Source organism: Streptomyces sp. NPDC052079, assembly GCF_040680275.1.
GTDB lineage: Bacteria > Actinomycetota > Actinomycetes > Streptomycetales > Streptomycetaceae > Streptomyces.
Genome location: NZ_JBFAWL010000001.1, coordinates 774,641 through 795,826, shown reverse-complemented (window position 1 = coordinate 795,826; position 21,186 = coordinate 774,641). Strand labels below are relative to the sequence as shown.

11 protein-coding genes and 1 pseudogene are annotated in these 21,186 nt (G+C 65.6%); 9 read left to right on the top strand and 3 right to left on the bottom strand.

Translation table 11 applies throughout. The annotated features are described in order from the left end of the window. The first annotated feature begins 488 nt into the window (after positions 1-488). Positions 489-959, top strand: a complete 471-nt coding sequence (locus AB0L56_RS03830) for a GNAT family N-acetyltransferase (protein WP_361028870.1) — start codon at positions 489-491, stop codon at positions 957-959. Positions 960-1,057: 98 nt separating this feature from the next. Here the strand turns inward: AB0L56_RS03830 and AB0L56_RS03825 are convergent, their stop codons facing one another. Together AB0L56_RS03825 and AB0L56_RS03820 are read right to left on the bottom strand one after the other, a co-directional pair. Further along, on the bottom strand, positions 1,058-1,480 hold the full coding sequence (locus AB0L56_RS03825) for a hypothetical protein (protein WP_365418547.1): 423 nt from the start codon (positions 1,478-1,480) through the stop codon (positions 1,058-1,060). 74 nt (positions 1,481-1,554) lie between these two features. Beyond that, a pseudogene (locus tag AB0L56_RS03820) lies at positions 1,555-2,134 on the bottom strand (site-specific integrase); the annotation flags it as partial. A gap of 294 nt (positions 2,135-2,428) precedes the next feature. Between AB0L56_RS03820 and dpdE the strand changes: the two are divergent. From dpdE to dpdD, 8 genes are read left to right on the top strand one after another with little or no spacing between them, the layout of a single operon-like run. Then, positions 2,429-5,749 (top strand): protein DpdE, encoded by a 3,321-nt coding sequence (gene dpdE / locus AB0L56_RS03815; RefSeq protein ID WP_365418544.1) that lies wholly within the window; start codon positions 2,429-2,431, stop codon positions 5,747-5,749. After that, the gene (gene dpdF / locus AB0L56_RS03810; RefSeq protein WP_365418541.1) at positions 5,746-8,325 is read left to right on the top strand and encodes a protein DpdF; all 2,580 of its coding nucleotides are present in this window, start codon (positions 5,746-5,748) and stop codon (positions 8,323-8,325) included. Before dpdE ends, dpdF begins: the two co-directional genes overlap by 4 nt. Before the next feature lie 2 nt (positions 8,326-8,327). Then, positions 8,328-9,185, top strand: a complete 858-nt coding sequence (gene dpdG, locus AB0L56_RS03805; protein ID WP_365418538.1) for a protein DpdG — start codon at positions 8,328-8,330, stop codon at positions 9,183-9,185. After that, positions 9,178-12,234 carry a protein DpdH gene (dpdH, locus tag AB0L56_RS03800; protein WP_365418535.1) on the top strand — a complete coding sequence of 1,019 codons (3,057 nt, stop codon included), beginning with the start codon at positions 9,178-9,180 and terminating at the stop codon, positions 12,232-12,234. Before dpdG ends, dpdH begins: the two co-directional genes overlap by 8 nt. Beyond that, a complete protein-coding gene (locus AB0L56_RS03795; RefSeq protein ID WP_365418532.1) occupies positions 12,231-12,911 on the top strand; it encodes a hypothetical protein in 681 nt (226 codons plus the stop codon). Before dpdH ends, AB0L56_RS03795 begins: the two co-directional genes overlap by 4 nt. 6 nt (positions 12,912-12,917) lie before the next feature. Then, positions 12,918-17,423, top strand: coding sequence for a protein DpdJ (gene dpdJ / locus AB0L56_RS03790; protein ID WP_365418529.1), 4,506 nt, complete (start codon positions 12,918-12,920; stop codon positions 17,421-17,423). Positions 17,424-17,425: 2 nt separating this feature from the next. Continuing rightward, positions 17,426-17,938: a phospholipase D-like domain-containing protein DpdK gene (gene dpdK / locus AB0L56_RS03785; RefSeq protein ID WP_365418864.1), complete on the top strand. Its 513-nt coding sequence runs from the start codon at positions 17,426-17,428 to the stop codon at positions 17,936-17,938. Continuing rightward, the gene (gene dpdD, locus AB0L56_RS03780; RefSeq protein WP_365418526.1) at positions 17,935-19,995 is read left to right on the top strand and encodes a protein DpdD; all 2,061 of its coding nucleotides are present in this window, start codon (positions 17,935-17,937) and stop codon (positions 19,993-19,995) included. The genes dpdK and dpdD overlap by 4 nt, the downstream gene beginning before the upstream one ends. A gap of 49 nt (positions 19,996-20,044) precedes the next feature. On the opposite strand, the gene dbpB is transcribed toward dpdD, so the two are convergent. Beyond that, a complete protein-coding gene (dbpB, locus tag AB0L56_RS03775; protein WP_365418523.1) occupies positions 20,045-21,148 on the bottom strand; it encodes a DGQHR domain-containing protein DpdB in 1,104 nt (367 codons plus the stop codon). Positions 21,149-21,186 lie beyond the last annotated feature (38 nt).

The following is a 21,186-nucleotide window of genomic DNA, read 5'->3' as shown; positions in this document are numbered from 1 at the left end:
CTTGCTGGGGGCCTGAACCACATCCTGTCCAAGTCACTACGTCGACTAGACGTCGTCATCGACTTTGCAACCCTTTCGGTGTTATGGCCTACTAACCACGATGCACGCCAGATGTCATAAGTCAATAGCCTTTCGGTAAGTTCCGAAGGAAACCTCTCGCGATCACCTGCGACTGCGCCATCCGGCTCGTCCGCGGGTCGACGTGGAGCCGGTCGCGGCCGAGCGATTACCCAGGTCAGCGCATCTAACTGACGAAGGGGCCTGCGCACGCGCATCGCCGCGTCAGGCCAGGTTGCTCTCCTGGGAGCTGTCTTGGACGCGGTCACAGCACGGCGTGCCAGTCCCGCTCCAGATCGCCTGTGCCGAATACGCTGCGAAGACGTCCGACCTGGAGGCCTCGACGACGCGGATGCGCGGGAATGCCGCCCGGTGGCGGCTCTTCACGTAGGCCGAGACGGCGCAGCTGCCGGATGCGGAAGGGGTGTGGGATGAGATCCCCGAGCGTGCACCTACGGGAGATCACCGACGACGACCGGGATGCCGTCCGTGCCCTCCGCGTCCGACGTGACCAGAAGCAATTCGTCGCCTCCGTGTCCCACTCCCTCAAGGAGGCGGCGAAGAAACCGGAGGCCAATCCCTGGTACCGCGCCGTGTACCGCGGCGATGAGCCGGTCGGCTTCGTGATGCTGTCGTGGAAACCGCCTGCCGGTCCCTACCAAGGGCGTCACTTCCTCTGGCGCCTCCTCGTCGACAAGCGCTACCAGGGGCGAGGGATCGGCCGAGAAGCGCTCACGCAGGTCGCCACCCTGGTGCGCGCGGACGGCGCCACCGAGCTGCTGACCAGCTACGAGCCCGGCGACGGCGAGCCGTGGCCCTTCTACCAGAAGTTCGGGTTCGAGCCCACCGGGGAGATCGACGACGGCGAGATCGTTCTGCGACTCACCTTCCCCGCTCGGTGAGCTGTGTTACCGAAGCGCGGACAACGTTGGTGGCCCAGGACGAGTTCGGGGACCACCGATGTGTCTCCTCCACTGAGCCTGATCACGACGCCGCCCCGCTAGTCGGCAGTGACCCCCCAGTAGGCGATCTGCGCGGGCCGGCCGTCGCGGTAGAGCACCGTGCAGTTCCCCTGGGCGCGGCCCGGGAAGCCCAACCGCTCGGAGGCGAGGGCGGCGTCCCACTCCGCGTAGGTGGGCCGGCCGTGAGGAGCCCACGCACGCACCTCATCATCGGTCAGCAGCCGCATGAACGGGCCGTTGACGGTGTCCGTGGCCTCGATCATGCAGGGAAAGTCCAGCACGGTGCCCGTGCCGCCGGTGAGAACGTAATCCTGCCAGTCCGGGTCGCGCCACAGCTCCTCGACAGACCGGCCCTCGAAACCGTGGTTGTCCCGCGCCAGCTCCTCTTCCTGGGCCTGCCGGAATGCGGCGTCCAGATCACGCTGATACGGACCAGTGTCCCGCCATGCGTTGCCGCCCACCTCTGTCCCTCCCCACCTGGACTGTTCAATCAAAGGCGCAGCGTAAAGGACGGCACCGACAGTGCACCGCCCGATCACTCGTACTCGCGCAGCAGTTCCTTGATCTTGCGGTTGACGATCCCCTGCCGTCCGTCGATGCACTTGGCGTAGCGGCTCAGCAGGACCTCCACGCTGACGCCCGCACGCTCGGCGACCTCTGTCGGGTCAACTCCGGAGTTGAGCCAGGTCGACAGTGCCGAGTGCCGGAGGTCATACGGGCGAGCCGCGAGCGGGGAGGCGACCGCGACCGGCGGGAGCGCCAGCGCACGCGCTTCCTGTGCCGGACGCGGTAGTACGTCGAGGAGCCGACCACTCCCCCACGCTCATCGGCGAACAGCCGCCCGTCCTCGTCGCTATCGAAGGTGTCGAGTGTTGCCGGAGGGTGGCGACGAGCTGGGGCGGAATCGGTACGAGCGGCACCTTCTCCGCCGGCCGGTTCTTCAGGCCCCGGTCGTCGTGGGTCTCGCCGGAGTCCGGTTCATTGCTTGCCGACACGGGGGCGCGTCCGGTTCAGCAGCACCGTTCCCCAGCCGACCTCGGTGAGCTTCAGGTCCGCATCGGTGAGGCCGAGGCCTCAGCCGGGCGCAAGGCGCCGTAGTACATGCAGGCGAACAGGTTGGCTGTGACTGGCCTTGCTGCCGACAGGGCAGCGCCTTGACCTGAGGGCTCACGCGTCGCCTCAGTTCATCCGACCTGCAGGGATGGTGAAAGCGCCGGATCCTTCCCCTTATGGCCGATGTGCGCTACACCTATATCGGCGTCCCCGTTCGCTCGGCGAAGCCCGCACATCCTCATGGGTTCAAATACACGCCCAGGATGTGATCAAATAGTGAAGGTTTGCAGCCATAACGCCTGGGGGGTGTTAGCTCGGAAGAGCGGCAGGTTGCACGGCATGTGGGGGGTAGGGCCATGACGTACGCTCGCGCCGATGCTTCGTGGATTGGTAGTTTCGTGCAGGTGCCGGGGGGTCCGGGCATCGGCAAGGTCGGGGCGGTGGAGGACGGCCGTGTCCGCGTCGACTACTTCGAGTCTCCGGTTACCACCGTGGCGCACTCACAGTGGGTTGCTGACCGACTTGCCCACCGGGTGCTTCTCGATGTCGAGGAGCGCATCTGGTGGAGGAGTCGCAACCGCAACGGGGCGTGGAACGCAGGGCGGGTTGCTTACGCCGGTGAGCGTGAGTACATCGTGCGGTTCCCCAATGCAGACTACGACCTGCCAGTCTCCGTGGACGATCTCTACGTCCGCTGGGATCGCCCCGTGCAGGATCCTACGGCCAATCTCGCCGTGCGCGGAGGCAGTACCGCTCCCTACCGGCAGGCCCGCCTGCCGATGTTGCACAGCCTGGTGCGTCAGCGTGGTGCCTGCGCCGGCATGAGTGCGTTCTCCTCCTCGTCGGTGGAGATCTACCCTCATCAGGTCGATGCCGCTTTGACGGTGCTGTCCGACCCCGTCCAACGGTACCTGCTAGCCGATGAGGTCGGGCTGGGCAAGACGATCGAAGCGGGTTATGTGGTTCGGCAGGTGCTGCTGGACGATCCGACTGCGCGGGTTGTGGTGGTCGCTCCCGCAGCGCTTCGCCGGCAGTGGCTGAGGGAGCTTCAGGAGAAGTTCCACATTGGCGACTTCTCCAAGGAGCAGTTGGTCGTCACCTCTCACGAGACCCCGCACAAGTGGCAGGCCTATGAGGGCTTTGCACTGGTGGTGGTCGATGAGGCGCACGCTCTGGTGCAGTCGGGTCCGCAGCAGTCGCCCTACCGGGAGTTGTGTGCGCTGGCGCACTCTGCGCAGCGGTTGCTGCTGCTGTCCGCGACGCCGGTCACCTCGCATTACCTGACGAATCTGGGCCTGTTGCACCTGCTGGATCCGAAGCTGTACCGATGGGATCAGCAGGCACAGTTTGAGAAGCGGTATGCGATGCGCGCGGCACTAGCCGACGCCGTGCAGTCCCTCGATCCGGAGTTGAACTATGTGATCCGCGACAGCCTGACTGACATCGCCGACCTCCTGCCCGCCTCCGACACGCGCTTTCATCAGCTCGCTGGCGATGTGCTGGCGTTGCTCGATGATGAGGACGAACTGGTCGATGAGGCCCGGCGTAGTGACTTCGCCTACCGGGTCGCACAGGTGCGTGCTCATCTCAGTGAAACCTACCGTATTCACCGGCGGGTGATCCGCCATCGTCGCGAGGCGGTACTGCGGGAGAGCACCGAGCCCGAATCGGTGGGGTTGACATACGCGGTGCGGGGCCGGGCTCGGCCGACGCTCATCCCGGCCGCTTCCGGCGCTGCGGACGCGGGGCCGGAGTTGGTGCTGCGCTGGTGGAGCCAGGTGCGTGACCATCTGGACAACCAGCAGGCCACCGGCGAGAGCGCCGCCTACGGCATGGTGCTGGCCGTTCTTGCTACGCGAGCGACGGGCCTGCCTCAAGACGTCGTCGATGTGTTGCGCTGGCGCCTGGATGCCGATGAGGCCGCCGCGCAGCGGGCCGGCGTGAGCGCACAGGAAAGGACGCTGCTGGCCGCAGCCCCAGTGGTGGCTGTCGAGCGCGGCCTGCTCAACAGCGTTCAAGGAGAGATCTCTGCACCTTCCCGGGAGGACATGCGCGGCCTGGTAGACGCGTTGTTGCCCCACTTGCGTGGGCTGAAGAAGTCGGTGATCTTCTGTGGACCGGGTCAGATGGCCGGCCACCTCACTGATTATCTAAGACGCCGATTCGGGCGGCTGACGGTGGCTGAGCACTCTCAGCGTCAGGAGCCGGCGGTAGCGGCGAATGCGCTGACGACGTGGTCGAACGCTGCGGGACAGGCGGTACTCATTGCCGACGACTCCGCCGAGGACGGATTGAACCTGCAGGTTACCGACGGGGTGTTTCACCTGCGGCAGCCATGGTCGGCCAATCAGTTGGAGCAGCGGTTGGGGAGGGTGGACCGCTATCCCGGTGAGCAGAGTGCAGGTCGCGACGAGCCTGCCGCACAGTTCCGTGTAGCCGATGAAAACGGCAGCGATGCCTCCTTCGACGAGGCCTGGGCGGCGTTGCTGACCGAGGGCTATGGGGTCTTCGACGCCTCCACCTCAACGTTGCAGGATGCCATGGCGCAGTCCCTTCACGGGGTGTGGGAGCAGGCCTTTGCAGCCGGACCGGAGGGGTTGCTGGCGCAGCGAGAGGAAGTACGCCGTCGTCTGAGGGAGGAACAGCAGGAGATCGCCAAGATGGACCTGTTGGAGTCCATTCACACCGCCGGGCAAGGGCTGCGCAGCGTTCCACAATCCCTGGTCGATGTGGAGACGGATTGGAAGCAGATCCAGTCGGCGCTTATGGGCTACACCGACAAGGACAGTGGGGGGATCCGCCTGCAACACGTGACACGCTCGGTCAACGGCGTACCGGCGGTGCAGTTCAACGTCAGTTCTGCGCATCCCTTGCTAGCGCCGCGGCACTGGCGGCGGGTACATCAGCGGATCACTGATGATGGGCTGGCGGCGGGCGTGTTCAACCGTTCGGTGGCACTGCGGTGTCCGGGTGCGCGGCTTTTCAGGTTGGGTAATCCGTTTGTGGACCTCCTCGGCGAAGCAGTCCTCAGTGACGATTTGGGGCAATGCGCGGTGTTTCGCCGCATCGACCGGCGCATGGCGCGTGGTGAGGAGCCTCAGCCCTACTACGGCTTTGACTTCCTCATCGAAGCCGATGTCGCAGCCGCTTTGTCCTGTGTGGAAGACAGCCCGGATGCGGCGCGGGCCCTGCGCCGGCAAGCCGACCGCATACTGGCTCCGTTCGTGCACCGGGTGTGGGTGGAAGGGGGTACCAACCGGGGCGTCACCGACACGGCGCAGGTGGCATGGCTGAACGCGCCGTACAACAAGCTCAGCGGTGACCGTAACTACAACAGCGCCCGCGCCGATGAGTACTTCGCCCTGTTTGGCGGGCAGAAGGTCGCCGCTGCCTTTGCCCGCGAGGCCTCGGAGGCCGCTTTCGATTTCCTGCACCAGCACACGAATCTGACAGCCACCTGCGAGGAAGCCCAGCAGCAGGCGTTGGAGGTGGCCGCCGTCCTCAACGCCCAGTGCGGTGCGCGGCGCGCCGCAGGCCACCTGGTGACCGACACCGAGGGCCTGGTTACCGATGCCGCCGTCCTGGAGGCGTTGGCCAAGGGGTTGTCCCGTCCGGTAATCCGTATCGTCGCCGCCGTGTGCGTCGTGCGTAGGGGCTTGGAGTACGTGCAGGCATGAGCATGGATGAATGGGGGCAAGCCCGCCGCCTGTTCGCCGCGTGGCCGGCAGCCGGTACGGATGCGCCCTCGGCGGGAACGGCGCGCCGGTTGAGCGACGCGCTGGCCGGACTAGGCAGTGGTGCCGGCGGATGGCTCGACGTCGTCACCTTGACGCATCAAATCCTGTTGCGTGCTGACGCCTTGGGCAACCCTGCCCGCCTGCCGGTCCCCCTGCGTGAGGGGTTGCCGACGCTCGAACAGTGGCGGGCGGGCGGCCTGGACGCGCTCTTCGACGGTGAGCGCGTCTTGCTGCGCGGCGTGCCGTGGGCGCCGACGGAGGACTCTGCCGCAGCGTGCGAAGCAGGCCTGGACCAGGTCCGCCAGGCCGTCTTGGGGACTGACTCCTCGATGCGGCGAGCGTTGGACCACACACCGGCCGACCCGTTTTGGACGCATGTGTGGAACTACCGCCACTACCTGTCCCGGGGCCAGCAACAGGCAGCGCGCTCGCTAGCGATGATGCCGCCGGGGGAAACGGCGATCGTCTGCCTTCCCACCGGACATGGCAAGACCCCGGTGGCGCTCGCGGCATGTTTGCTGGCCGGTGCCCACGGTGGCGTGTCGGTGCTGGTGGTTCCCACGGTGGTGTTGGCCATCGACATGGAACGCCGCATCCGCAGCCTGCTCAGTCGCACCCATCCCGACGCCGCCCGGCGCAGGTATGCCTATGTCGGCTCCTTGGATGCCGCCGCCAAACAGCAGATCCGTGACGACATCGTCTCCGGACGCCAAGGGTTGGTGGTGGCCTCCCCCGAGGCGGTGACCATGGGGTTGCAGGCGGCCTTGTTGGAGGCTGCCAACGCCAAGCACTTGCACTACCTCATCCTGGACGAGGCACACCTCGTCGAGCAGTGGGGCAACGACTTCCGCACGGCCTTTCAGTCGCTGGCCGCACAGCGACGCAACTGGATCGGCGCAGCCGGCCAGCAGTGGGCACCGCGCACCGTTGCCATGAGTGCCACGCTTACGCAGCAGCAGGTCAGCACCTTGGAAAACCTTTTCGCCCGGCCACGGCAGGCGAAAATGGTGTGGGCATCGGAGTTGCGGCAGGAGCCGGCCTACTTCATCGACTCCCTCTCTGACGAGGAAAAACGCACAGAGGCCATACTGGAGGCCGTTACCCGCCTGCCCAAGCCGATGGCGCTGTACGTGGCGCGACGTGAAGACGCCAAACTGTGGCTGCACAAGCTGCGGCAGGCCGGACTGCACCGGGTGGGCACCGTGCACGGTGATTCCACCGAGGAGGAGCGGCGTGCGGCACTGTCCGGTTGGGCAGGCCGCCAGGGCGACTCCCCCGTGCCGACACGGTTCGATGTCATCGTGGGCACCTCCGCCTTCGGCCTGGGGGTCGACCTGGGGGATGTGCGCACGGTGATCCACGCTTGCCTGCCGGAGACGGTGGACCGCTACTACCAGGAAGTCGGGCGCGGCGGGCGGGACGGCAGCCCGTCCCTGGCCTACCTCGCCACCATTCCCTCAGATCGCGCGATCGCGCACACCCTCAACCGCCAGAACCTCATCACCGCTCCTACCGCGTGGGAGCGCTGGTGGGAAGGTATGTTCCTGCAGCACACCAGGACCGAGGGCACCTGCTACCGGCTGAACCTGACGCACCGACCGACGCGCCTGGCCGAAGGATTCAAACGCCACCGCGGATGGAACGAGCAGATCCTCAACTTCATGGTGCGCGCCGGCCTGATCGAGATCCGGCCCCCCGAGCCGCCGCATCGTGGGCAAGGAGAGGACGAGGCGGCGTGGCGGCGAAGGCTGACCGCGTTCTACGACGAGGCGCCCGACCTCGTGGATGTCGACCTCAAGGACGGGCAGACCAACGATCCCGCCTATTTCGCCGCCGCTATCGACCGGGTGCGAGGCAACATCAGAAGAGCTCAAGACAGCGCCCTTAATCGGATGGAGCAACTGCTGCTGCGTCGCTGCTGCCTGGCCGATGACCTGGCGCAGTACTACACCGTGGATGATTACTTCACCATGCCGGGCTGTCGCGGGTGCCCTTCGTGTCGGCGCCAGGGCCTGCCACCCGGCGGCCCAGGCACGCTGTATCGCGCTCCCCTGTCCCCCGACCCGGACATCGCCGAATGGCCGCGCACCAGGGCTCCGCTGCACCGACTGCACCCCTACGGTGCGAGCTTGTGCCTGTACTGGCGCAGCGGCGACGAGCGCCGCACAGAGTTGCTGCCCTTGCTGGTGCGCCTGGCGCGGTCGGGAGCCTCCTACTTCGGCGGTCCCGGTCTTAGCGCCGAGCAGGCACTCCAGATCCAAGAGGAGGCCGGTTCGGCCGCGGTGGTCTTCGATAACGACGGCAGCCTGGTGCACGAGGTTCAAGGCCTGATGGTGTGGGTGGAGAAGGAGAACGCAACCATCGTGGACGCCGACGCCTGGACGCGTCTGTCCGACGGCGAGCCCCTCTACCTGCTGCATCCCGAGAAGGCGGAAGACCCAGAACGCCCCGGTCGCCTCCTACTCGACACCCATGCGACCACGGTCTCCCTCGAGCATGCGAGAAAAGAGCTCTAACGATGCAGTTGCTGAACACCCCCACTCCGCAGCCGGGAGTCATGTGGGTTGCGGTACGTTTCCTCGCGTCGGAGGGAAAACCCGTATCTAAGCAGACGATCACCATGTACTTGGAGCCGGGAGAGGCGGCGAAGAACACCGGCCCGGTACATCACGCCCTGAACACGCTGAAGGGTCTAGGCCTGGCTGCCGCATCCGAAGACGACTGCTGGTCCCTTGCCGGGGGGCTGGAGAAGATTGCCGTTGACGACTTCGCCGGTTTCCAAAAGGTGGCGCGCGCGGCCGTCTTGGGGGTCCACGGCGAGGTGCCGGATCCGCCGGAGGACATCCGGCGCGCTCTTGCCTGGATCCTGTCAAGGGACCCCTTCAAGGAAGCATTCAACTGGGCGCTCGTCGACCAGGCCCACAATCGCGACGCGCCGGACGGCCAACTCGTATTGACCAATGACACACGGTGGCCCTCATTCGCTGCTTGGGGAACCGCCCTAGGGCTGATCGCGCCGGCGCCTCACGCCGCCAATCGGCACGTGCCGGACTGCACGCGTGCAATCCATCAGGTACTCACCGATGGACTCGAGCGTGGCCGCGCCACTGATTCCATGACGGCCGTCCAGCTGCTGCGCCACCACCTGCCGGTGGTGTCTGGTGGGGCCCTCGCCACGTCGCTGGGCTATGTCATTGATGCTCCAAAGGTTGCTGGTGCGGCCTTGTCCTTTGCGTTGTTGCGGGGCGAGCACGAGGGGTGGTTGCTGCTCGGGCAGGACTCGGACGCCTCCGTGGTCATCAATCTGCATGACCCGGAACGTTCCTCTCCCCGTATTTGTTCTTCCATCACCCTGCTGGAGGGCGACGATGCCTGAACTTCGCGACTACGTCTGCTGGGACGTCGAGCGGGTTGTCTCAACCATCCAGACCGAAGCGGTGGTGGCCTCCCCCGCAGTCTTTTTGGCGACACACACTCCTCTGCAGATGCAGCGTGCTGAGATCGACGGCAGGCAGTTCACCAACACCGGCCAACTCGTCAGCGAAAGGGATGTCCTCAAGGACTTCCTCGGACGCAAGACTGCCACCGGCACGGTGCTCATGCCGATCGTCGGCGAGTCCGGATCGGGAAAGTCTCACCTGGTGCGCTGGGTGCGGGAGAACCTGCCGGCCTCGGACAAGCGCAAGGTGATCTACCTTGAGAAATCCAAGACCAGCCTGCGGCATGTGATCGAGTCGCTGCTGGAGGGAATCGACGATGAGGAGATCACTCAGATCCGCTCGGATGTCAGGGGCTCCACCAGCGGCACGGATGCCTCTACGCTGGCCCTGCGGCTCATCAATGAGTTGAAGATCGCGCTTGCGGGGACTGTGGCTGGTGAACTGCGCGGTAAGCAGCGGCAACTCGCGGGTCTGAAGGGCCTGGCGGTGATCTTGCAGGACCCGGTGTTGCAAGATCAGATGTTGGAGGAGGGAAAGTTCATCCCGCGCTTCGCCGAGCACATGCTCAGCGATCGCGGTTCGGATGCAGAGCGTCCTCCCCTTTTCACCGTTGATGACCTGCCGCTCAGTGTTGACTCCGTGATGGACGGAGTGGCCGCGCCCACACGGGTCATGCTGCGGTTGCTGTTGTCGAAGCCGCAGATGCGCGACGCTGCGGTGGACATGCTCAACGAGTACTGGGAGAAGTCTGTTCAGGCCACCTCCTCGCTGGGCGGTGGACGCGTCCTTGATGCGATGAAGAAGGTGCGGGAGATCTACGCGCGGCAGGGCAAAGAGATTGTCCTGCTGGTCGAGGACTTCGCCCTCATTCAGGGTGTGCAGCGTGATCTGCTCGATGCGATCACCGAGACGTCGCAGCGCGAGGGCCGCACCGCCCTTGCTCCGATGCGCACTCTCATGGCCATCACCAGCGGTTACTTCCACGATCTACCGGAAACGGCTCTCACCCGCATTGAGGCCTCCACCGGTGGTCACGTCTACAACTTGGACCTTGTCCTGGAGGAAGACAGCCCCGAAGCCGTCGCCTCCTTCGCCGGCCGCTACCTCAACGCCGCCCGGGTGGGCCGCAAGGCTTTGGAGGCACACGCCGGAGAGTCGGTACCCAACCAGTGCGAGGAATGCCCCTTCCAAGCCCCCTGCCATGACACCTTCGGCAAGTCGGCGGAGGGGTATGGCCTGTACCCGTTCAACCGCTTCGCACTGAACCGGACCGTCCACGCGGTCGCTCCGGCGGCACAGCCGAAGGCGTTCGTGCCACGCACCGTTCTCAGCCGGGCCTTGATCCCTGTCCTGACCGAAGGCTTCGATAGCATCCAAGAGGGCTCGTTCCCCGACGAACAGTTCCGCGGCCGCTTCAAGAGCAACCGCGAGGCAGGAGACCTGCCTCTGGCCAGCCGAGTGCGGGAACAGATCGAAGACCTCGACCAGACCGATGGCGCACGCCGCGAGAAACTACTGGAATTCTGGGCAAACAGCCCCGCCGAACTGATCAACCTCGAACCCGGTATCGCCACCGCCTTCTCCCTACCTGACCTGCCCCTCGACGTTGATCGCCCCCGTGTGCTCCCCCAGACGCCCAAGGCGACTGCGAAGACCCCTGTAGTCGCCCCGCCCGATGTGGGGCCATCCCTCCTACCGCCGAGTCTGCGAAAGCGCCTGGACCTGGTGGAGAGTTGGAGCACCGGGGACACCGGCCTGCCGACGGCGGAGGCCTCCACCGTGCGTTCGATGGTTTCACGAGCCGCTTTCTACCGACAGGATTGGCTCAACCCTCCGGTGAAGCCACTGTCTTCCGGTCAACTTGACAAGGCAGGCTGGACCAACAAGGCGAGCACTGTCTCCATTGAGCAGGCATCGGCTGAGGCACTGGCCCGGGGTGACTCGCCTGTTATTCTCAAGCGGAAGCCCGCAAACGCCGAATTCTTCAAAAGCCTGATCCTGCTGAGCACTGAGTCCGCGGTCGGGGTGAGGCCTCAGGACGTCGTACGCTTGTCCAGCATGGCCGACCGCTACGCCCGCGTCCTGCGTGAACGTGTCACCGAGCAGTCACAAGTCACCGACGATGATTTGGTGGCGGGGCTGCGCGTGTCGTTGATGGGTGCAGCGCTCGCCGGCCGAGCTCACCCGGGCATGCCGCTGGAGAAATTGCACGCTGCCGCCTTCGACTCCGGACAATCTTGGAAGCGCCCGGATGTCTCCTCCCGAACCGAGATGTGGCAACGGAGCCTCATCAGCCACCTGGCCAGACGCGGGCCACTGGTGGACACGCTGCGCGGAGCGCTCGGGGTGGGACAGGGAACGGGCGCAGTACAGGTCATCGACGCTGCCCGAGCACTGCCACTGCTACGCCGTGCGATCAAGAGGTGGGACTTGGGCGAGATGGAACTGCCCAAGTGGGCGCAAGATGCTGCACAGCCGTTGGCGGGGTGGCACGTCCTGGTGCCGACCCAGCACGCACACCTGATCGCCTTGCTGCAGGGGATCCGGGAGCGTTTCCCGCGAGGAGAGCGCTCAGCTGATCTGCTGAGCCAGTTGGAGGCTTCGCTGCGGGTGGCGGTGGAGTTGGGTCTGGAAGGTGGCGGTCAGGTACCGGTAATCCGCCAACTGATGGAGGAGATCCAGGACGCCGATTGGGCGAGTGTGACGGTGTTGGAGAAAGACTTGGCCAAGCTCACCCCCGACCTGGAGAAGCCTGACGAGCTGGCCGCCATGCTGCAGGGCGTCATACCACTGAGGGATGCGCACCTGGCCGACATGCATCGCCTGTTGCAGGAGGCTGACGCGTTCCTCGGCGATGCGCTGCGATCCGCTCAAGAGCGCGGACAGACAGCCGCCAGCACGGCCAGTCAGCAAATGGAAGCGCTGACGGACACCTGGGAGCAGATCACTCAGGTCGCACAGGCGGCGTCGGAGGGCGAAAAGTGAGCACTTCGGTTCTGGACAAGGCGCGCGAACTGCAAAATCAGGCGCGCCATATCGCCGAGGCACGAAAGGATGCAGTACAGCAGGAGCGGCTGGTACGACGCATCGATGAGGTGCGTGGCGCGCTGGACAAAGCCACCGGGCAGGTGACGATTGCCTCGCTGCTCAAAGAGCGCACCGGGCAGTCAGTGGACCTGACGCCCTTGATGGGCGCCTATGAGCGGTTTGTGAACAAGTCCCGTGGCGGTCTTCCGGGTGATCGGGTGTTCACCGAGGCGCAAAAGGCGCTCGAGGCCTGCGCGAAGGAGTTCACCTCAGCGATCCGAGAGGCCTGGGCGCAGTGGGCTCGGGCGCAGGTGAGCGGTGTCTCCTCGGTACGTTTTGCAGCTCTGGCTCCGGCGGAGCGGCGTGAGGCGGAGGCACTGCTGCGGGATCTGCGCGCCTATGCCGAGCGGCGCGCCGTCGACGGCACAGTGATCCGCGGCTTTTGCACCGCTTATGCAGACATGATGCGCCTCTTGGCGCATGCGCCCAGTGACGTGCCGGCGGAACTTGCGCAGTTGGTCGAACGGATCGACGCCGGCGGGATGACGCTGCGTGACCTGAGCGCGGATGACATTGCGTTGCTGCGTCAATACGATCAGGACGTTTGGATCTCTGTCACCCGGAAGGCGGACTGACGGTCGGTGGTTTCGCAGACGGTTCCCAGCCGCGCTTTGCTTGGACGTGCGCTTACGGTACTTGAAGATCTTGAGTTGCCGTTGTTGTCCTGGGGGGTGACAGAGGGTGCCCTGGCGCGCGGTGAAGTGCTGAATGTGCTGTGGAAGTTGGCCGCGGACGACCCTGAAGCTGCAAAATTCGGGGGCGATGGGCTGCTGGACAGCCTGAAACGGCACCATCTGTTGTTCCCCTTGCCGGACAACCCCAAGCGCTACCGCACGCGTCTGGCAGAGGGGGTGCGGCTCACCGCAGCGTTGCGGCAGTTGTTCCCCCCGCGAGGCTTTAAGCCCGGCGCGTCGCAGTTGCCGGAGCGGTGGTGGGAGCAGGGCCGACGCTTGGTGGCGGATTACCGCCTGCACGTGGCCGAACGCCGCTATCCCAAGCGGAACGTCCCCGCGGCGGAGGCAATCGCCGAGATGGCCCAAGTGCCGGGATGGACGGATCTGCATGCCAAGGTGGCGCGCAGTCAGATCGGCGCCTACGACTTGTCGCGGTTCCAAGTGGATGCCACCAAGGCAGTCCTGCACTGTCTGCAGGCCACCGACTCGCGTGGCGTTGTGGTTAGCGCGGGTACCGGTAGTGGCAAGACGCTGGCGTTTTACCTGCCCGATTTCGCGGCCCTGGTCCACGACCGACGTCACAACGTGGTGCATACCCTGGCGCTGTATCCACGGGTGGAACTGCTGCGGGACCAATTGCGGGACGCGGTGGCAGGAAACCTTCGGCTGAAAGAGCGGGGCTTGAGCGCGCTGCGCATCGGCGTGCTGTATGGCAGTACGCCTTGGAACGGGAAGGACCTGATTGCCAAGGCTGAGTCCAAGCGGCCAGGGGCATGGCCAGCGTCACGTGACGGCTTCGTCTGTCCCTACCTGAACTGCCCCTCGTGCGATGGCGGCCTGTTGGAGTGGTCGCGACGCGACATCGAGCGCCAGCGGGAAGTACTGCGCTGTGCTCAGTGTCGCAAGGAGTTGCCCTCAGGGATGGTGGCGCTGACGCGACAGTCACTGTGTCAAGACGCCCCCAAGTTGCTCTTCACCACTACGGAGATGCTCAACCGCGTCAGTGCCGGGTCCGTGTTGGGACGGGTGTTGGGCTGGATACCCGGGGCGGGACCGCGCGTGGTGCTGCTGGATGAGGTACACACGCACACCAGTTCGACAGGAGCGCAAACCGCCTTGTTGCTGCGGCGGTGGCGCCACGCCCGGCGAAGCCCCGTCACATTCGTGGGGCTGAGCGCAACGCTGCGTCATGCTGATCAGTTCATGGCGCAGTTGACCGGACTGGAGGCGGGGAAGGTCACCTTGATCGAGCCGCATCCGGACGACCTGGAGAGCGAGGGCCGTGAGTACGCCCTGGCCCTGCGCGGAGATCCGATCTCAGGGGTGAGCTTGCTGTCGGTGGCCATCCAGACCGCCATGCTGCACGGCCGGTTGCTCGACTACCGCACCCCGCTGCAACAGTCTCTTCACGGCAGCCGGGGCTTTTTGTTCACTGACGACTTGGATGTCACCAACCGATTGTACGACGACTTGCGTGATGCCGAAGGAGGCCAGATAGGCCGCCTAGGACGCCGGAAGTGCGACAAGCCTGTGTTGGCGGCGCTACGCGGTCAGGATCTGCCAGCGTCGGATGCCCGGTATGCGGTGGGCCAGTCGTGGGACCTTCCCGAACGCATCGGGCACCATCTCAGTGCCGATCTGGTCCAGCGGCCTCTGCTGATCGGGCGGACTTCGTCCCAGGACGCCGGCGTCGACGCGGAAGCCAATCTGGTCGTGGCAACCGCGTCGCTCGAAGTGGGCTTCAACGACCCCCGCGTCGGGTTCGTGCTGCAGCACAAGGCTCCGCATGATGCCGCGTCCTTCCTGCAGCGGCGGGGTCGTGCCGGGCGTGAGCGCGGCACGCGCCCCTTGACGCTGGTCACCCTCTCCGACTTCGGCCGCGACCGATTGGCCTATCAGGGCTACGACGCGCTGTTCTCCCCCGAGGTTGCCGCGCGCAACCTGCCCTTGGGAAACCGCCACATCATCAAGATCCAAGGCGCGCAGGCGCTGGTGGACTGGCTCGGCATGCGACTGCGCCAGCGCGGCCTAGGGGTGGACGCGCGCCAACTGCTGACGGGAACCGCCGACCCGGCTCCGGGTGAGAGGTATGGGCGCGCACGGGAGCAGGTATGCAGCGACCTTGCTGGATTGCTGGACGGCGACGACGGGTTGCTGGCCGCTCTGACCGTGCACCTGCAGCAAGCGTTGGCGCTCGATGACGACGGTGTATTGGCGCTGCTGTGGGAACAGCCGCGGTCGCTGATGCTGGCTGTGGCGCCGACCATCCTGCGGCGCCTTGCGGTGGGCCGTGATCCGGTGCACAGCGATGCAGGAGCGGGTCCGTTCGCGTTCTTGCCGGAGTTCGTCACCCGCTCGCTGTTCGATCCGTTGAATCTGCCGGAGGTGGAGTTCGAACTTCCCTTCGCCGCCGACGGGGATGAGCGACTGCCGGTGGGACGGGCGCTGGCGGAAGCGGTCCCTGGTCGGGTCAGCCGCCGCTACGGCTACCAAAGCGACCGTCACCGTACCTGGCTGGCGGTGCCGGCAGGTTCGAGTGACGTCACGCTCGATCTGAGCGGGATCGTTCGGCTCGCGTCATCGCAAGGCCGATGGGACAGCGGCCGAGGAGATGTGGGGACCCTGATGGTCACGCGTCCCCACAGGATGATCCTGGCCGCACCTGATGACGATGTGGCCACCCATTCTCAGGGGCGCCCGCTGTGGGCGAGTGCGTTCCTCCCCAACTGGTCAGGTGGTCCCACCGAGGCCACTGTGCCGGAGTTGGCGGCGTGGCAGGGCCGCATCACGCAGGTGGGCTTTGCCACGCATGCGGCGGGTAACCCCATCGAAGTGCGCCGTATGACCTACGGCGCGGAATGCGACATCGCGCGTGGCACGCCGGTGAAACGGGAACGGGTGTCGGTGCGCTACACCCTGGATGGTGAAGCTGCCGCTATGGGGTTTGCGTCGTCCGCGGACGCGCTGCAGGTCCAGGTGGCTGCCTTGGATATCGAAGCGCCGCGGATCGTGGAGCATCTTCGCTCACGGCAGTGGCGTACAAAGGCGTTCACCCGCATCGTTGCTGAGGATCCGCGGATCAGTGCGCACGCCAATGTGTTCCAGCGGGGCTGGTTGGCGCTGGTCTACCTGACCACGTTCGCCGTGCGCGGGTTGCAGAAGGAGACGCCGGAGGCGATCCATGCTGCGTTGGCCGGCGGGGCGTGGCGTGAGCAGGCGGATCAGGTCATCCAGATGCTGTATCGGCAGGATCCAATAGCCAGTGGCGCTCAGGCTGCGGGTGGCGGGTCTGCCGACCGGGTGACAGCCGATCTCCAGGCTCTGAGCCAGGTGCCGGATGTGGCGCGTGCCATGGACGAGGCAGGCGCGCTGCTGTTTTCCGCGGAGGTTGAAGAAGCCACCGGCGAACTTGCCCGGCGCGCCTACCGCGACACTTTGGCTGCGGCAATCCTCGAGGCAGCATTGAGGATCTGCCCGGATGCCCAGGACGGTGATGTGACCATCGATGTGGTGGCCGGCACCGACGAGGGCGTCGACACGATCTGGATCAGTGAAACCTCCGAAGGGGGCTTGGGCATCGTTGAAGCCCTGGCCTACCACTACGGCGAAGATCCGGCTCGCTTCTGGACGCTGGTGGAGGCTGCATTGCGGCCCAACGCGTATGAGTACACCGATCGGCGGCTAACGGATCTACTGCGGCATGTCGTCGAGGAGGAGCCGAGTGGGGAGTTGGCTCAGGCCCTTGGGCAAGTGCGGGATGCTGGGTCAGCCGGTGCTGCCGGTGCCGCGCTGCGGCAGGTCAGAGCAGCCTGGGGCGCGTTGGACGGTGCGCCTCGGCATGCGGACGTGGCGGCGTTGGCGACCCGGTTGCTGCGTCCGGGCTCTGACCGGATGACGGATGCCGCTGCGTGGGCGCTGATTCAGGCATGGAATGGTCTGGAGGAAGCCGTGGGCATCGAGGTGGATGCTCGGGTGGTGGCGTATGCCGCGGGCGCCGGCGCGGTGCCCCTGCCGCGGGCATTGACCGCGGACCAGGCATTTAGCATGCTCTGGCCGCGTGGCGACCAAGCCCGTAACCATCACTTGGAGACCTACCAGCCCTACCGGGACAGTGACCACCCGGCCGTGCTGGACCGGTTGCTGGTGGCGACCGTGCACGCGCAGAACGTCCCGCGCGTTGATGCCACCACCGACGCCTGGGTCGAGCAGTACCAGGAGACGCTGACGCACGCGGCGAAAGTGGACCTGGTTGTGCCAATGAATCAGCCCGAAGTGCTCCGTGCAGTGATGCTGCAGGTGCCTTTGGTTGAGGTGGATCGCGGCGTGATGCGGGTCTATGGAGAGGTAATTCAAGTAAGCCGGGATCATCAGCACATTCTGGTGCGCTGCACCATTAGGGAGTCGGAGCAGTGACCATGCCTCGGACGCTGCGCACCAATGCGCGCAGCGCGTTGCGCGCGGACTCCCTGATCCGCACGGCTCTGCTGGCACAACTGGCCGGCGGACACGGCGAGGTGTGGCTGGTGTCAGCGTGGATCAGCGATGTGGAGTTGGTCGACAACTCCGATGGCGCCTTCGACTATCTGCTCGGCGAGGACCCCCCGGAGCGCTGTCTATTGTCGGATTTGCTGGTGATGCTGGCCCGGACGGAAACGAAAGTGCGGGTGGTGACGAGACCGGCCACGGCCAATGAGACGTTCGTGCAGCGGTTGCGGTCCGGGGCGGATGATACCTGCCACCTGCGGGTGGTCGAAGACGACAATGTTCACGAAAAGTGTTTGGTGGGTCCTGGATGGATCCTCCAGGGCTCGATGAACTTCACCCGCAACGGCCTGGCGCGTAACAAGGAGCAGATCACGTACGCCGTGGACGAGCGCGCCGCTGCACAGGCTCTGGTGGAGTTTCAACACGAGTGGGAGCAGGCGTGAAGAGCTCTGAGGGGACCCAGGCCAGTCAGGGCGGGGCGCTGGAAGCGTTCGTTGATCTGTTTCTTGATCCGGCGCACAACGCCGCGGGACGGCATCTGGAATGGTGCGCGGTGTTCCGTGACAGCGCTCTGCAGGCCCAGCGGGCACCGTTGGTACTGCCGCGTCTGTGGGAGGCGACGGCGGAGTCCGCTTATTACGTCATCGCCCGACGGCCGAACGAGGCAGCCGTGGTGCGTGGTCTTCTGGTTGCCTTTGCAGGCCCGTCGATGGTCAAGGTCGGTTACGACGTTCCCGTCGATCTGGATGACGGTGATGTGATCGAGGCGGCGATTGCCGCCCGTTACGGGCCCGCCAGCACGTTCAAGCTGCGGGCGCCACGCGATAAGCGCAAAGCATTGCACGCGGCGCTGACGCGGATGCTGGCGTTGGTGGAGCACAGTCCGCAGCGGGCGTGGTCGGCGCCAAAGCCGTTGGGCCGGTTGCTGACGGATTTTGAATCGGCGCTGGTGGGCGGTGCCCCTCAGGTGGCCGCGGAGATCTTGGACCAGATAGGCCGACAAGGCGGTCTGTCGGTGGCCAACCTCAAGCATCTCCAGATCAAGCGCCTGGCGGTGCTGGGTCAGGCACAGGAGTTGCTTAACCTGCCAGGCTTGCGGGAGATCCTGCTGCAGGATCCGCCCCGGGCGGTGAAGGATCTGATCCTCAGCGCCATCTACACCACCTGTGTCGAGTCGGCGTTGGCCGAGGGCTCGTTGGAGAAGGCATGCGCAGCGCTGGCGCAACCGCAAGTACCGATAGCGCTTCTGGCCGAAGAAGAGCCGGTGCGTTTCAGTGATGCAGCGGCAGCGACTTTGCTCGTCGGCCTGCTGGCGCGCGGGCAGGACACGGAGTTGGCCGGCGCTATTGCGACCTTGGATGCGGCACAGCGTTCGTCGGTGGTCCCAACCGGTATGGACTCCTACCGCACGACTGCTACAGGAACAGGCTCAGTTGAAGCGGACCTTGCGGTGGAGGCCAGCACCACAGGCTCCGCCGACACAGCAGGAGCCTCCCATGCCAGCGTGGCCTGGCTGCCGGCATCGTGGGAGGAGCTGCTCGCAGCCGTCGCCGACGGGGACAAGGCCGCGCTGCAGGTCTGCCGGGACATGGAGGCCGACGGCGGCACTCAGTTGCCCCTGGCGGCGGATGCCGGCGTGGATGCGGCTTTGGCCGACCTGCTGTCCGGTTTGAGTGATGCGGCGTATCAGAACGTGTGGCGGTACGCGCTGTCCCCGTTCTTGCAGGAGGTCGCCCGCAGCAATATTTCCCTCCCGTTGACGCTGGCACAGATCACCACCAGCAGTATCGGCCAGCGGCGTGATCCGGCGAACCTAGCCGTGCTGGACCTGTTGCTGGAGTTGTTCTTGCGGACGTCGCCGTCCGCAGACGACTACGACGAGTTCCTCGAGTATCTGACCATGCGAGTACAGGAGTGGGTTGCGTCGGAGACGGCCAGCCAGGCGCTGGACTTCGTCGATCGGTTGGCCGCCTTCGCTACTCCGGATCCGCAGGTACGCGCGCAGGCTGCACTAGAGTTGTTGGCCCCGCTGAACCGGCACGCCGAGCGACTTGACGAGGCGTGCCTGGCCTCGGCGCATTCCCTGTCCGATGAGTTGGAATTGGGCCTTGTCTGGCCCACCTGGCAGGAGACCTCCAGCAGCGACAGCCCTGTCACCATCTTGCCGGCGCACGTGCTGGTGTATGGCATGGATGCAGGCGTCCTGGAGCGGGTGCGGCAGTGGATGGCCCATCACTACCCGCGGGTGAAGGTGTCGTTGTCCGGGGACAAGGTGGGCTCCACCCGACTACGGGAGGTCGCCCGGCATGTGGACTTCAGTGTGCTGATCACACAGTGTGCCACGCATGCCGCCACCAACTTCATCACCCAGCACACGCAAGCGGTGGTGTATCCAAAGGGGGCTGGGTCGGTGTCGGTAGTGCGGGCCATCGTAGATGCGCTGCAGCATCGCTCCGCCCAACCTGCCGCCCCCAAGGGCGGGCGCAGGCGCGGGAAGTGACGTAGTCAGTTCACCGTACCCAAAAGGGCACGGTGAACGCGGCCGGCCGTCAGTCCCGTACGGCGCGCACCAGCAGGTCGGTGAGCAGGCGGACGTCATTAGGGGTGTTTTGCAGCCCGTTCCAGCGGCGCTGCTCACCGTCACCGAAGCGCCACATCCCGGAAGTCCAGGCGGTCACCGGCATCAAGCCAAGGACCGCGGCCCGGACCTGGTCGCAGTCGACGTCTTCCGCCGCCATGCCGTCGGTGACGGTGTCCATGACGAAGCCCATGGCCTGGATGCCGACGCCGTGGGTGAGGCGGGACTGGCGGGGCGGAAGTTTCCAGGCGTCGCTGAAAGTCTGCTGGACGATGATCCAGAAGTTGCGCAGGTGCAGCAGCATGCGTTCGACGTCGCCGGAGCCGTCTTCAGGGTTGCGGTACTGGTAGAGGGCGCCTTCGAAGAGGCTGTGCTCCAGCATGCGCAGCAGGCTGGTGTCCTTGATGTTGCCGTCGGGCGAGGTGGGGCTGGCCACGCGGCCGTAGAAGGGGCCCTTGCCGTCGGTGTTCAGACGGGTCATCAGGTGGGCGGGGAGCCGCTTGCGGGCGTAGGAGGGGGGCAGGTGTCCGCTGGTTTCGGGCAGCAGTTCATGGATGAGGCCCTTGGGCAGCGGCTTGGTGTTGTTGACCAGGATGAACTGGGAGCGCTGGTCTTCTTGGGTATCGGCGATGAAGCCGACCGCGGCGACGGGGAATTCCGCCAGGTCAGCATCACGGATGGCGGCGCTGCGCTGCTGACCGTCCACGATCAGGGCCGGCTTGTCCTCATCGGGAAGCGACTCATCGACGGGAATGACCAGCTCGCCCGGGACGGAGTAGTCGACGCCCTTACTACGGCGCGCTGTGGTCTCGAAGCGGACGGAGTCGTCCAAGGCCAGCACCAGGGCGTTGGGGAGCATGGCGTTGTCGGACTCGAGGTAGCGGCGGATGCCGCGGATGTGGCTGAGGACCTCGGGCCGCTGGTAGCCCTGGAGGGTACTGCTGTCGTCCCGGCGTACGCGGGAGACGGCGGCGAAGCTGTGGAGTTCCTTTCCGTCGACGGCGAAGCAGTAAATTTTTCGGTTGCCTTGGCGCACTTCGAGCGCCGGAAGCCTTAGTTCGTATCGGTCGGCCATCGCAACTCCTGAAATAAATTAAAGGCGGACATGTTTCT

Bases quoted from the DNA above. Each gene is read 5' to 3' on its own strand.
- dpdK (WP_365418864.1), top strand. From the start codon at position 17,426: ATGCCTCGGACGCTGCGCACCAATGCGCGCAGCGCGTTGCGCGCGGAC.
- dpdG (WP_365418538.1), top strand. From the start codon at position 8,328: ATGCAGTTGCTGAACACCCCCACTCCGCAGCCGGGAGTCATGTGGGTT.
- dbpB (WP_365418523.1), bottom strand. From the start codon at position 21,148: ATGGCCGACCGATACGAACTAAGGCTTCCGGCGCTCGAAGTGCGCCAA.
- dpdF (WP_365418541.1), top strand. From the start codon at position 5,746: ATGAGCATGGATGAATGGGGGCAAGCCCGCCGCCTGTTCGCCGCGTGG.
- dpdH (WP_365418535.1), top strand. From the start codon at position 9,178: ATGCCTGAACTTCGCGACTACGTCTGCTGGGACGTCGAGCGGGTTGTC.
- dpdE (WP_365418544.1), top strand. From the start codon at position 2,429: ATGACGTACGCTCGCGCCGATGCTTCGTGGATTGGTAGTTTCGTGCAG.
- AB0L56_RS03830 (WP_361028870.1), top strand. From the start codon at position 489: ATGAGATCCCCGAGCGTGCACCTACGGGAGATCACCGACGACGACCGG.